We start from the raw sequence: 13342 nt of genomic DNA on the forward strand, positions 1-13342 counted from the left end.
CGCCCAATTGTACTACTATAATAATCTAATTAAATTGTAAAATTTTTTAAAAAGAGTATTTTTACATAATGGTTGACCAATTTTTAGAAAAGGTGAGCAGTGACCGATAAACAACCACCCGAAAAGCATGGAAGCGGGTACCAAAGCGTCATCGAGCAAATTCGACAGCTTGTTGTTGACGGCGAGCTGCATCCTGGGGATCGATTGCCACCTGAGAGAATTCTTGCCCAGTCCTTTGGCGTTACGCGGAGTGTTGTTCGTCAGGCCCTCCAGGCGCTTGGCGAGCGAGGTATTGTGGAAAGCAGGCAGGGTGACGGCACCTATCTTATGGCAGAAGGGCGAGCCATTGCCCCAGTTGCGGCCTTACTTAGAGAGATGCTGCGATCCGGTGAGGATCTGCCCTCTATTCTCGAGTTTCGGCAATTGATCGAACCGCAAATAGCCGCTCTTGCTGCAGAACGGATTACCCCAGACCAGCTGGACAAGCTGAAGGTAGTGCTCTGTGATCAGCAGAACGCTCTTCTTCAGGGGAAGCCGGTCCAGCATCTGGATGCCGAATTTCATCGTCTGCTTACGCTCAGTACGGCGAATCCTGTCCTGTGCCAGGTGATGGAGACCGTCCGGTCGGTGGTTGATCAGACCCGGTCAGCATGGCTGCAAAGCCGGCAGCGGGCCTTGCAATCGGTGGAAGGGCACCTGCACGTGATTCAGGCCCTGGAAACAGGGGATGCACAGGCGGCCTACACGGCTATGCAGCGCCATATCGCCCAGGTGGAAACTTCCATCATGGGATGCACGCCCGAAGATGAAGAACAACGAGAGTGACCCGAACCTGAGACGACGCAGAGCCTGGGCGTCACAGGTCCGGGAAACATTGAGAAATGATTCAGTAAATCATAATCCGGAGCAATGGATGCGCCTCTTGCTGCCATTGTCGACCGGTAAGGAGGCCACATGTCGCTGGAACTCGTGTTGATGTATCTGCCTGTTGGATTTATTGCAGGTATTCTTGCCGGATTGCTTGGTGTTGGCGGAGGGTTGATTATCGTTCCTATGCTGGTGTTTTGTTTTGTCAAGCAGGGCATTCCAACCGAGGTTATCATGCATTTGGCCTTGGGGACCTCGCTGGCAAGCATCATTTTCACCTCCATCTCCAGCTTTATGTCGCATCACCGCCGCCGAGCTGTTGACTGGTCGATTGTGCGCGTGATCATTCCCGGTATCCTAGTTGGGACCTATCTCGGCACACTTGTGGCCTCGAAACTGTCCACGGAGTTTTTAAAGGTTTTCTTTTGTATCTTTCTCTACTCGGTCGCCACTCAAATGATTCTCAGTAAAAAACCCAAAGCCTCTCGAGAACTTCCCGGCTTTGCCGGTATGTTCGGTGTCGGCAATGTGATAGGGGTGGCTTCGAGCCTGGTCGGTATCGGCGGTGGTTCTCTTTCTGTTCCATTTATGATCTGGTGTAATATTCCAGCCCACCGGGCCATTGGTACTTCTGCTGCCATCGGATTTCCCATAGCCGTAGCAGGTGCATTCGGGTATATAGTCAACAATCTTGGTGCGACCGGGCTTCCTCCCTATAGTCTTGGCTATGTCTATCTGCCCGCCTTGGTGTTTATTGTCAGCCTGAGTGTGCTCACCGCTCCCCTTGGCGCCAGGTTGGCCCATGCCCTGCCAGTGGACAAGTTAAAGCGGATTTTTGCGCTTTTTCTCTGCGCTGTTGCCACCAAAATGGCGTGGGGGGTAATACAGTAGCCTCCGACAATCGGGCAGCAGAGGATCGGAATCCCGCGGGGTATTTTGTTAATCACTCTTCGTTGACCTCGAGGAAATCCCGGCGCACGGAACATGGTTTGATCACAGTGCACCTGTGGTCTCGTAAAGGAAACTTGTGACTATCTTTTTTGTGCTGCTGGGAAAAATCCTTCCCCTCTACGCCAACATCATTCTAGGCTACCTTGCCTCCCGTTACCTTGGGGTACAGCGGGAGGCCGTCGCCACGGTGGTTTTTTATCTTATCGGGCCCATGGTGGTGTTCAGCGCCACCCTGGGCGTGACCATTAATGCGGCCGTGGTCTTTCTGCCGGTTTTTTTCTATATTTTTTGTTCACTACTCGCTTTTCTTACCCATTGGCTTTTCCAGCACAAGTGGCAGGATGCCACGAGCAACATCCTTGCCTTTACCGCTGGCACAGGCAACACAGGCTACTATGGCATTGCGCTGGCATTGGTTCTTTTTGAACCGGACCTGGCCAATATCTTTATATTTACCGTCCTGGCTTCCTTTTTTTATGAGGCCACCACCGGTTTCTACATTACCGCAAAAGGCGCATTTACAGCTGCCGAAAGCCTGAAAAAGGTGGTCAGGCTGCCGGCGCTGTATGCGTTTTTATCCGGACTGCTGCTCAACCTTTCCGGTGTTACCCTGCCGGACCCCGTAACCGGGTACGCCGGGCAATTCAAAGTAGTCTTTTCCATACTCGGCATGATGGTTATTGGCATGGGACTTGACGGCGTGCGTCAGCGAGGTGGGGTGGATGCACGTTTTTTGAAGATAGCTCTGGCGTTCAAACACCTGCTCTGGCCCCTGTTGATCAGTCTGCTGATTTTCGTGGACGCAACCGTTACACATCTGTTGTACAGAGAGCTGTATGTGGTGATGTTTGTTTTTGCGATCGTGCCAATGGCCGGCAATACGGTCACCCTGGCTGTGCTGCTCAAAGCCCACCCAGAAAAGGCGGCATTGGCCGTGCTGTTGTCTAATCTACTCTCGTTATTTCATGTACCGGTCATGCTGACGCTGTTTTCGTACTGCCTGCCATTGAACTGATGGCCCAAGACGGGACAGCTCAACGCCTGCGGCTTGTTTTTGTTTGTGCCCGTATGCAGCTGCGCTCCGGTAGAACCCTCTTGATGCAGACTGATAGCAACCGGCGAAAAGTGTAGGAAGCTGCACTGTTGCGGGGGACGGCACAAGAAAGCTCTTGAAACTCATGGCCAGAGAAGCTTTTATACGGAGGTGTGGCTGTTCGGTCTCCACCGGTAAGGCATCTCCACGGTTTTTTTCGCTGCCGAAAACGAGATGGCCGACCAGTGGGTTGTGAGGGGAGCGCAACGCCCATAAACCTGTTGCCCCTTTGTCTTTTCTTCGCAGGGGAGGCTGCGCTCTTGGGAAAGAAAAAGGAAATGATGCAAGCATTCACACCTGAAGATAATATTGAAAAAATAGTTACCTCTGATGCACTCTTCATCGATGTTCGAGCACCAGTGGAATATCAGAAGGCAACATTGCCCGGTGCAGTCAATCTGCCGATATTGAACGATACAGAGCGGCACCTGGTCGGGAAGAGGTACAGGGAGCAGGGACAGGACGCTGCGGTTCAACTGGGGCATCAATTGGTGGGAGGCGCGGTTAAGGCAGAACGGGTCAATCAATGGGTGGAGCAGGTGACCCGACATCCCAACGCGTTGATATTCTGTTCTCGGGGTGGGATGCGTTCCCAGATCGCGCAACAATGGATCAGGGAAGCTTCAGGGCATGAGCTGCCTCGTATCGCCGGCGGCTACAAAGCGGTACGCCGGTATCTGCTGCAGCGGCTCGACCCCGACGCTCTTGTCAGTCGACCCGTTATTCTTGGCGGACGCACCGGTTCAGGCAAAACCCTCCTGCTGCAGCAGCTCGACAATGCTATCGATCTGGAGCACCTTGCCAATCATAGGGGGTCATCTTTTGGCCATCATATTGACCCACAACCCGGACAGGCCGACTTTGAAAACCGGCTCGCTTTCGCCCTGATCCACCATGGGCTGCAGGGACATTCGACCATGGTCCTCGAAAGTGAAGGAACCCATGTGGGCCGCTGTTATCTGCCTGCGCCGCTGGCCCGCTATTTCAGTTCCTGTCCACTCGTCCTTCTGGAGGCTCCCCTTGTCGACCGGGTAGAATTGACCTACACGGAGTATGTCCTCAACGGGCAGGCCGCCTTTTGTCGGGTCTATGGCGAGGAAAAGGGAATCGAACAATGGCTTGATACCATGCAGGCGGATGTGCGGAAGATTGCCCGACGACTTGGTGCACAGCGGACAGTCTCAGTACTTGACTTACAGGCCAACGCCCACCGTACCCAGCTAGTCAGCGGGAATGCTGATTGTCACCGGGAGTGGATAGAGGTACTGTTGCGCGATTACTATGATCCGACCTATGATTACAAACTGAACAAGAAGCAACCTCAGGTAATCCACTCAGGCAATTATCAGTCGGTGCTTCAATTTCTGCAGCAATACAAGTGAGCAGCAACACCGGCAGGCCGGCTCGTTGCATTGTGCTTGCGGAGGTGCAAAGTTGCTTGGAGGGTGTCATCCGACACCACGATTCGGACAAGAGGAGGGGAGGTATGGAATACAGGGTCAAAACGGTCAAGGTAACAGAAGAGTTCAAGCTGTGTCCCACCTGCGGGTATGAGGATGGATTTCATTCCATGTTCAAAGCAGATGGTGATGTGGTCAGGTGGTTGTTCATCTGTCCGGCATGTCACGATATTTTCGACATTGGATATACTGCGCCGCCATTTGCCTAATCCTCGTCCGTGAGATGTGGGAGCCGAGCAGATACAAGCGGCTGCAGTGAAGAATACGGCTTTATTGCAGGTGCATGGCGATGGAACACGGCGAGAATGCGTTTTCGTTGGTTGGTGGATACATACAGGGAGGGGAGATGGTTAAGTGGCTTGTAGCAGTTGGTGGGCTGATTTTTTTGTTGGCTGGTTGTGCGGAAAAAACCCTTCCGCCCATCGCAATCACCATTCCTCAACAGAAGGTGGATTATCTCCGGGAGGTCAAACCGGTTCTTGACAAGCGCTGCGTGGTCTGCCATTCGTGCTATAATTCCCCTTGCCAACTTAAACTGAGCTCCTATGAAGGGGTGGACAGAGGGGCAACCAAAAAAGCCGTTTACCAGGCCTCGCGGCTGCAGACCATGGATCCGACACGGCTCTTTGTTGATGCGCAAACCACTGAGGAGTGGCGAACAAAGGGTTTTTACAGCGTGACCGACAGCGATGCCGGGCAAGGGTATAGCAACGCGCTGATGCTTCAATTGCTCAACCATAAAATGGAGCATCCGGAAAATAGCGGCGAGTATTTTTCAGAAGCCGGTGACCTGACCTGCGCTGAGAACGGTGTTGAGTTGCAGAGCTATCTGCAAAAGCATCCCAACCGTGGCATGCCGTTCGGCTTTCCTCCCCTCAAACAGGACGAATACAACCTCATTGCCGGGTGGATCGCGCAAGGCGCCCATGGGCCCACTGCAGAGGAGCAGGCACAACTGACTGCCGTTGATGATCTTGATTTGGGGATGGTGCAGCAGTGGGAGCGTTTTTTTAACCGTACCGAGCCCAAGTACGTCGTGACCGCCCGTTACCTGTATGAGCATCTGTTTCTTGCCCATCTGAGTTTTCGCACCGGTTCAGGCGCTTTTTATGAACTCGTCCGCTCCAGCACCCCTCCGGGAGTCCCTGTAGAAGTTATTCCCACTGTTCGCCCCTATGATGATCCTGGCCCAGGGCCCATGTACTATCGGTTCAGGCGTATTCATTCCACCATTGTGCATAAAACCCACATGGTCTTTCCGCTTGATCAGCAGCAGTACGACCGTTTTCACTCCCTGTTTATCGACACCACATGGCTGCAGACCCCGCACGTGGTAAGCTACGATCCCGTGCTGAGCGCTAATCCATTTGCCGCTTTTGAGCAGATTCCCCCACGCTCGCGCTATCAGTTTCTGCTGGATAATGCCAATTATATTATCATGACCTTTATTCGTGGACCGGTATGCAAAGGGCAGGTTGCCCTCAATGTCATCCACGATCATTTTTGGGTGCTGTTTCTTGACCCTGATCACGACCTGACTGTTCGCTACCCCGGGTTTCTCAAGTTGCACAGTGCCGACCTGGTAATGCCCACAGAAAAAGGTAGCGATAGCGGGTTGTTTACGGCCTTGAAAAACCAATACAGTGAGGCTGCTATCCGGTTTTATACTGCCCGCCAGAATTTTTATGCTGCTCACCATTACCAGGGGCTGGGAATGGAGCATATCTGGAAAGGCGCCCGGGCCGCCGATACTCCCATGCTTACCGTTTTCCGTCATTTTGACAGCGCATCGGTGCATAAGGGGGCCTTGGGAGAGCTGCCGCGCACCGCCTGGGTGATGGATTTTCCCTTGCTTGAACGAATATATTACGCGTTGGTGGCGGGTTTTGATGTGTATGGAACCGCCGGCCATCAGCTGTCCATCCGGCTCTACATGGACAGGTTGCGTATTGAGGGAGAGAGTTATTTCCTCGATTTTCTTCCCCGCGACCAACGCAGCAACCTGATGGCGGAGTGGTACAGCGGTATAGCGATCGACGAGGTGAACTATTATCCGGCCCCCATGCCAACCCGGGTGTCCTATGCGACTGATGAACCCCAACGGGAGTTTATAGAGCAGGTCGTCGGCAAGCACCTTCTGCCGGCTGTGGGTATCGGGTTTGATCAAAATTATCTCTATGCGGACGAGGGCCACCCTCCGCTTCCGCAAACCTACGCCACGGTAGAGGATTATATTCGCGGATTTCATGCAGTCTCGGCACCTGGCACTGCTTTTTTTCGCTATGTGCAGGATGAGCATGTCAATGTGGCCCATATGCGCATTCGGATTCCCGACAAGGACGATGTGGTAATTTCCATTGTCATCCATCGCTGGCACGATAATGTGACCTTTCTGTTCAGTGAGAAAAAGACCCTTGACCCGACAAAAGATAAGGCCGACTTTATTCGCGGTTTTGTCGGATCATATCCCAATAATTATATTGACCTCCATCTGGACGATCTGCCCGATTTTTTACAGTTGCTGCAAACGTTTGAAGGCCGCGAAGAGCAGCTGCAAATCCTCAGGCGATTCACCGTTAATCGTGCGGATGAACATTTTTGGGAAGAATATGACTGGTTTCAGGAGCGTTTTTTACACGATAGCCCTGACACCGCCGGATTATTTGATCTGAATCGGTACTATCACCGGGCCCATACCCAAGAGGTGAACTGGTAGAGCCCAAAGAAGCCATGGGAGGAAAGATGAAAAATATCATAGTCGTGTGCAGGGAGTGTGGTGCAAAAAACCGAGTGCCGGAAGAAAAAAAGCAGCTGCAGGCAAAATGCGGTCGCTGTGGCACCAGTCTCGAAGGTGCGCCGATGACAGGGATAGTGAATGATGTGACCGATGCGAGCTTCAGCCGGATTGTCGAGCAATCGCCGTTGCCGGTGCTGGTTGATTTCTACTCCCCAACCTGCGGGCCCTGCCAGATGGTTGCCCCCCTGATCGAGAACATTGCTGCGGCTTACGCCGGTAAAGCGGTGGTCTGTAAAGTAAACACTTCCCTAAACGGAACAACCGCTTCCAGGTTTCAGATACGTGGAGTGCCGACGCTGCTCTTTTTTTCTGGTGGCAAGGTCGTCGATCAGCTGGTTGGCGCTGCATCGCAGGCTGATATCGAAAACCGGCTCAGGGGTTGCCTGTGAAGACAGTACAGCAGCCGACCTTAAAAAGAGTGCTTTATTTTGAGCGGGATACGACCGACAAGGAAGATAGGTACAGATGAGCTATTTTTCTTTCGGAGCCGCCATGACCAAGTTTGCGCTTGCTGCAGCCCTGTTTTCCGCAATGTTGTTTTCCGCAGGTTGTATACGTATTCCGCAGCCTGTAGGCTACGAGTATTCCAAGCAGCAGAAAATGCAGGCCGCCCATCACTGGGAGGTTCTGGCCAATGACATCGCCAACCAGATCAACAGGGAGCTGATCGACCGGGATTATCTGGTTACCCCGGTGTATGTGCGCCATACCTGCGGGCTGCCCGATGGCTGCGGGCCAGGGGAAACCTTTGCCTTTGACGAGGGGTTTAACGATCTGCTGGTTTCCCAGTTGGTCAGGTTCGGAGTACCCACTCAGGCTGCCATGGAAGAGGGCGGATTGGTGGTGGATTACAAAGTACAGGTGCTGTATCACCAGACTACCCGGTACCAGTGGCCTCAGCCGGGGGTAATCACTGCCCTCACTGCCGGTATTCTGGTGTTCCGAAACGCTCCCGGTGAAGTGTTAGCCCTGGCCACTGCCGCTGCGGTGGATGCCGCCCGGGCTACCTCTGTTATCAATGGGCATTATGAAGTGATTATCACCACCTCCATTGTCGACAATAATCGCTACATCATGCGCAGCTCCAATATTTATTATATCAATGATGCCGATTTCTGGCATTACCAGCAGAACTCGCCGGCCATGGAAATCGAACTGACCCAATCTACCTCTACGGAGTAATGCTGTTTATGCGTGTGCGTCAATTTGCCGGACTCTTTACCTCAGCCCTACTGCTCGCATGTCTTTGTTTGGTTTATGGCTGTTCCAGCTTCAACGGTACCCGCCTGGAGCCGTTATTAGGCGGCGATGTCAACCTGGTCAAGCTCGGAGACCAGATCGCCAAAACCCTGGTCGAGCAGGCGGAGCCGCCCCTTTACCCGCGACAGCCGGACCAGCCGGTCATGGTCACCACCTTTGTTGATAACCGTCGCCTGGGTCAGACGTCTGATTTTGGCCGTCATTTGCAGAACACGGTCATCAGCGGCCTGGTACAGCGGGGGATTACCTCCAAGGAAGTGAAGCTCCGCGGTGACGTCCTGATAAAAGCCGAAGGCGGCGAGTTTATGCTTTCACGGGATCTCAGTGAGATAATGCGCAAGCAGCAAGCCCAGGCCGTTGTGGTCGGCACCTATACCATGGCTAATCGGGTGATGTATCTTTCCGTCAGGCTCGTCTCTCCTGAAGATCGGGTCATCCGGGCCGCGTTTGATGACCGTTTGTACCTGGACGAAAATACCCTGCGTATGCTCAACCTGCAGTATGCGGATGCCGCCAAAGGTGGAGTGGCGCCTCCCTCGCCTTCCTTTCTTGATTCCATCTTTTACTAGCTGCCACCGGTTCAGGGCCAGAGGTGTATCATGGCATTGATTAACATCGGGGCTGTCAGAAAAAAAGCGCTTGCCGCCCTGAGCGGCATTGATCCTCCGGGTGGGGTTGAGCTCCTGAGCTACAAGCGAAACCGGTTCATTTCCATCGTCCGAGTGGATGATGAATCCTATCTTGTTCGGGAGCGCGGCTACAGGGATCAGGAAATAAGGGTCATTGGCGAAGAATTGCCGCGACTGCTCCGGGGCCTGATAAAACGGGAGTTTCCCCGCAGTCGCAAGGTCCGCCTGGTGAAGTTTACCGATCCCGGAGAATTGGATCGGCTTCGTCAGAAAATTTGAGTGTATTGCCGATGAATCGCTCTTTCTCCCCTGTTCTGCCATGCTGATTGTCCGCTGTTCTGCCTGCAAGCAAAAACTGTGGCGTTACGATAAAATTGGGCCAGGTGAAGTACTGCGCTGCCATAAAGCAAGAATAAAGCGTGTTTACAGCATTGAACAAAAGGATGGCAAGGTGTACTGTGTCTGCGGTAAACCGGTAGGGATCGATAAAGGTGGATTTTATAAAATGATTGCCAAGGCCTTTACCTACAGTGGCACCAAACGAAGCAAGTAAGAGGAGTGTTCCGCCTGCCCGTCCTTGAACAAAGGAGGCTCTCTCACCAATCCAACCCGGTCTCTCCAGCGTGAAAACCCTGCTCATTGACAGTCTACGCTCTGCACTCGCCAGTGCCTGGTTGATTCTCAGGTTGGTCGTTCCCCTCTATATTCTTTCCGATCTGCTGCTCTACTTTCACCTACTGCAGTCTGTCAGCTTCCTCTTTACCCCGGTTACCGCCCTCCTTGATTTGCCGCCTGAGGCAGCCGGGGCTATCGCCGGGGGCGTGCTGATCAATGCGTATGCCGCCATTGCCCTGGCCGCACCCCTGGGGTTGTCGGCCGCACAGTGGACCGTGCTGGGAATCTTTATCGGCGTGTGCCATGCGCTGATCATAGAAAGCGCCATCATGGCCCGGCTTGGAGTTGCTTACGGCTATTCGATCCTTCTGCGCCTTGTCGGTGCCTTTGCGGCCGCCATCCCGGTGGTACTCCTGCTTCCGGAGCAAGTGAGGACTGGCGTCATCCCTGATCAGCCGCCGGCCGGGGCAACAGCGGAGGGGATCGGCCAGGTTCTCCTGGGCTCAGCCGCAACCGCACTGGTACTTTCCCTGAAAATTATCCTCATCATCACCGCCATTATCGTCATCATGGATCTGGTGCGGGCATCGCGGGCGGTGCAATCCCACCTGGAGCGGGTCAGTACGTCTTTTTCCATTATTGTAGGCCAGTTGCTGGGCATTACCTACGGGGCTGCCATTCTTATTCGGGAAGCCCGACAGGGAAATCTATCCCAGCGTGATATTTTTTTTATCAGTACCTTTCTCATGATCTGTCATTCGGTCATTGAAGATGTGCTGCTGTTTGTTTTGTTCGGGGCCAGTTTCTGGATTATTGTCACTGCCCGTCTGTGTGCGGCTATTGTTCTGAGCTGTCTGTTATTGTTTCTTGTCCCCCGATTCATCTCGCTGGATCGGTTTGTTCGCCTATGAGCGCTGGAACCAAGCATAGAGGAGGTGTAGCGGTGCAAACCCAATCCAAGCGCCGGCAGCTCTGGGGCCGTAACCGGCGCATGGTGGTCGGCCCATTGCCGGCCATCTATTTCTGTACAGTCGTTACCTTCTGTTCTCTCTATGCAGCCCAGCCCATTCAGCCGGTTTTTCAACACGAATTCGGGCTCAATCAATTGCAGGCCATTCTGTTCACCACGCTGATGATGATGCCACTTGGTTTTGCCCCGTTGGTGTATGGCATCATCCTGGAATCCTTTTCCGCTCGTCGGCTCGTACGTTCGGCCCTGTTTTTGCTGGGGATCCTTGAACTGCTGTTCTGCATGACCGATACGTACCTGCTGCTGCTTCTGATCCGTGGACTGCAGGGCCTGGTCATTCCGGCAATCCTGACCTCCCTGGTAAGCTACATCTCCTTTACCTCTTCAAAAGAAATGGTACAGGCAGCGGTGGCCCGCTATATTGCGGCCACGATTATCGGTGGATTTCTGGGGAGGTTGCTTTCAGGGTTTTTTACTGACCTGTTCGGGTGGCGGTTTTTTTTCTTTGTTCTGGGCGTTCTGCTGTTGTGGGGCTGCCATCTCCTGCGCATGCTGGAGAAGGATGCCAATTTACAGTACAGTAAGCCGCGCCTCGGCGAGGCAATACGCCTGATTGGGCAGCCTCGTTTTCTGTGGCTCTACCTGGCAATTTTTTGCGTCTTTTTTGTGTTTGCCGGTGCGCTGAATTTTCTTCCCTTTGCGTTGAAGAGCATTCAGCCTGATGTGCGTGAGACCGGGATAGGCATCATGTACAGCGGGTATGTGATGGGCGTGGTGGTTTCCCTGAATGTCAGCCGGGTGATACGCTTTTTCGGCAGTGAGACACGAGCGGTGACTGCCGGGATTCTGCTCTATGCCATCGGAGCGGCAGGTTTTATGATCATGGATTATAACAGCATGTTCCTGAGTATGTTTGTCTTTTGCACCGGCATGTTTACCGCCCACTCTATTTTGTCCGGGTATGTCAACACGCTTTCAGAAGGAAAAAAGGGTATAGCCAATGGCCTCTATATCTCCTTCTACTACCTCGGCGGCACCATCGGTTCCTTTGCCCCGGGGATTGTATACAGCCTCTTTGGCTGGAGAGTGTTTCTGGCAAGCCTGTTGCTGGTACTGGGGGGCTGCCTGCTGTGCGTGCTCCAGCTGCAGCGTCAGGTAAGGATCGTGAAAAAGGGGCAGGTGAAGGCACCCGCGTAACAGAGGAGCGGGGAATTATCCCGCCAACCCTCCGTTCACATAGATGTTCTGTCCGGTGATCCAGGAGGCCTCATCGCTGACCAGGAGGGCTACCGCTCCGGCAATATCGAGCGGTGTGCCTATCCGGTTAAAGGCTGACATGGCGGCCATGCCGGCAATCTGCTCCTCACTTTTTCCTTCTCTGAACAGTTCGGTGTCCGTGGGGCCAGGCGAGATGGCATTGACCGTGATGTGTTGAGGGCCGAGTTCCCTTGAGAGCACCCTGGTTATCTGATCCACCGCTCCCTTGCTTGCTGCGTAGAGACCGTATCCCGGCATCATGACCTTGGTAACGGTTGTTGAAATGTTGATGATTCTCCCTCCGGAAGAGACCTTGGATGCGGCTTGCTGGCAGGCAAAGAACACGCTTTTCACATTGCTTGCAAAGAGTCGGTCATACGCTTCTTCGCTGACGTTTTTGATTTCCTCGGTAATGAGTATGCCGGCATTGTTGATCAGTATGTCGATCCTTCCCAACTGTTCCAGGGTTTGGTCAAAGAGGTGCTCCAGCTGGGCGAGCACCCCTACATCGGCCTGTATGGCCACTGCCCTACCACCTGCTGCCTCAATTTCCTGAACAGCCTCTTTGGCAGCCTGTGCGCTGGTGTTATAATTGATGACCACAGCTGCCCCCATGGAGGCAAGTTTGTGTGCTATTGCCCTGCCAATACCGCGGGAGGCACCTGTCACCAGGGCGACTTTTCCAGTGAGTTTGATCTGCATAGAGTCCTCTTCTGTGTGAGTTGTCATGGCGCCAGCCGGTTGATCTCCCACTCCCCCGATTCCTTGAGCGTGTAGAGAAAACGATCATGCAAACGGCTGGTTCTTCCCTGCCAGAATTCAATGGTGCCGGGAACCACCCGGTATCCACCCCAGAAATCGGGTAAGGGGATTTTCCCTTGCAGAAATCTTGCTTTTGCCTTCTCCAGCTGCTCCATGAGAAGACTTCTGGAGGTGATCACCGAACTCTGGCTGCTGATCCAGGCCCCAAGCTGGCTTTCTCTGGGGCGGCTGGCGAAGTATTTGGCCGAGTCTGCCACCGAAATCCTGGCTGCGGTTCCGGTTATGCTTACCTGTCGTTCAAGGGGGATCCATGGAAAAAGGAGAGAAACACGAGGATTTGTGGCTATTTCCCTGGCTTTTCTGCTGGTATAGTTGGTGAAAAAGACAAACCCTTTGTTGTCAAATATTTTCAGGAGTACCGTCCGCAGGCTGGGTTGCCCCTGGTCGTTGACGGTTGCCAGTGACATGGCGTTGGGTTCTGGAATGTTTTTACTGCATGCATCGTTGAACCATTGTTCAAATTGCACAAACGGATCTGGATCAAGCATATGCCGTTGCAGGACCGGAGAGGTATATTCTTTACGAAACCCTTTGATATCCATCGATCAGTCCGTCATGTGAATGGTTGTCTCTTTGTCACTGATAGGGCTTTTCTTCCGCCCAGTCAACATTAATTAACCG

At 53.2% G+C, this 13342-nt stretch carries 14 protein-coding genes; 12 read left to right on the plus strand and 2 right to left on the minus strand.

Features of this window, described 5'->3' with window-relative positions:
• The first annotated feature begins 99 nt into the window (after nucleotides 1–99).
• From ACZ52Z_RS01895 to ACZ52Z_RS01950, 12 genes are all read left to right on the plus strand, one after another.
• Nucleotides 100–825 carry a FadR/GntR family transcriptional regulator gene (locus ACZ52Z_RS01895; RefSeq protein ID WP_464269071.1) on the plus strand — a complete coding sequence of 242 codons (726 nt, stop codon included), beginning with the start codon at nucleotides 100–102 and terminating at the stop codon, nucleotides 823–825.
• A gap of 129 nt (nucleotides 826–954) precedes the next feature.
• Nucleotides 955–1758 (plus strand): sulfite exporter TauE/SafE family protein, encoded by an 804-nt coding sequence (locus ACZ52Z_RS01900; protein WP_464269072.1) that lies wholly within the window; start codon nucleotides 955–957, stop codon nucleotides 1756–1758.
• A 136-nt stretch (nucleotides 1759–1894) separates the two neighbouring features.
• Nucleotides 1895–2833 (plus strand): AEC family transporter, encoded by a 939-nt coding sequence (locus tag ACZ52Z_RS01905; RefSeq protein WP_464269073.1) that lies wholly within the window; start codon nucleotides 1895–1897, stop codon nucleotides 2831–2833.
• Between the two features lie 356 nt (nucleotides 2834–3189).
• A complete protein-coding gene (gene mnmH / locus ACZ52Z_RS01910; protein WP_464269074.1) occupies nucleotides 3190–4293 on the plus strand; it encodes a tRNA 2-selenouridine(34) synthase MnmH in 1104 nt (367 codons plus the stop codon).
• Nucleotides 4294–4397: 104 nt separating this feature from the next.
• Nucleotides 4398–4580 (plus strand): transposase family protein, encoded by a 183-nt coding sequence (locus ACZ52Z_RS01915; RefSeq protein WP_464269075.1) that lies wholly within the window; start codon nucleotides 4398–4400, stop codon nucleotides 4578–4580.
• Between the two features lie 137 nt (nucleotides 4581–4717).
• Nucleotides 4718–7087 carry a fatty acid cis/trans isomerase gene (locus tag ACZ52Z_RS01920; RefSeq protein ID WP_464269076.1) on the plus strand — a complete coding sequence of 790 codons (2370 nt, stop codon included), beginning with the start codon at nucleotides 4718–4720 and terminating at the stop codon, nucleotides 7085–7087.
• A gap of 26 nt (nucleotides 7088–7113) precedes the next feature.
• Nucleotides 7114–7557, plus strand: a complete 444-nt coding sequence (locus ACZ52Z_RS01925) for a thioredoxin family protein (RefSeq protein WP_464269077.1) — start codon at nucleotides 7114–7116, stop codon at nucleotides 7555–7557.
• Between the two features lie 76 nt (nucleotides 7558–7633).
• The gene (locus ACZ52Z_RS01930; RefSeq protein WP_464269078.1) at nucleotides 7634–8350 is read left to right on the plus strand and encodes a hypothetical protein; all 717 of its coding nucleotides are present in this window, start codon (nucleotides 7634–7636) and stop codon (nucleotides 8348–8350) included.
• An 8-nt stretch (nucleotides 8351–8358) separates the two neighbouring features.
• A complete protein-coding gene (locus tag ACZ52Z_RS01935; protein ID WP_464269079.1) occupies nucleotides 8359–8997 on the plus strand; it encodes a FlgO family outer membrane protein in 639 nt (212 codons plus the stop codon).
• 30 nt (nucleotides 8998–9027) lie between these two features.
• Nucleotides 9028–9336, plus strand: a complete 309-nt coding sequence (locus ACZ52Z_RS01940) for a hypothetical protein (protein ID WP_464269080.1) — start codon at nucleotides 9028–9030, stop codon at nucleotides 9334–9336.
• 344 nt (nucleotides 9337–9680) lie between these two features.
• Nucleotides 9681–10583: a nucleoside recognition protein gene (locus tag ACZ52Z_RS01945; RefSeq protein ID WP_464269081.1), complete on the plus strand. Its 903-nt coding sequence runs from the start codon at nucleotides 9681–9683 to the stop codon at nucleotides 10581–10583.
• A gap of 32 nt (nucleotides 10584–10615) precedes the next feature.
• Nucleotides 10616–11839 (plus strand): MFS transporter, encoded by a 1224-nt coding sequence (locus ACZ52Z_RS01950; protein ID WP_464269082.1) that lies wholly within the window; start codon nucleotides 10616–10618, stop codon nucleotides 11837–11839.
• A 15-nt stretch (nucleotides 11840–11854) separates the two neighbouring features.
• Here the strand turns inward: ACZ52Z_RS01950 and ACZ52Z_RS01955 are convergent, their stop codons facing one another.
• Entirely contained in the window at nucleotides 11855–12601 is a 747-nt protein-coding gene (locus tag ACZ52Z_RS01955; protein ID WP_464269083.1) for an SDR family oxidoreductase, read from the minus strand.
• A gap of 23 nt (nucleotides 12602–12624) precedes the next feature.
• Nucleotides 12625–13263 carry a pyridoxamine 5'-phosphate oxidase gene (gene pdxH, locus ACZ52Z_RS01960; protein WP_464269084.1) on the minus strand — a complete coding sequence of 213 codons (639 nt, stop codon included), beginning with the start codon at nucleotides 13261–13263 and terminating at the stop codon, nucleotides 12625–12627.
• Between the last annotated feature and the right edge of the window lie 79 nt (nucleotides 13264–13342).

It is taken from the genome of Desulfogranum aggregans, assembly GCF_055398265.1.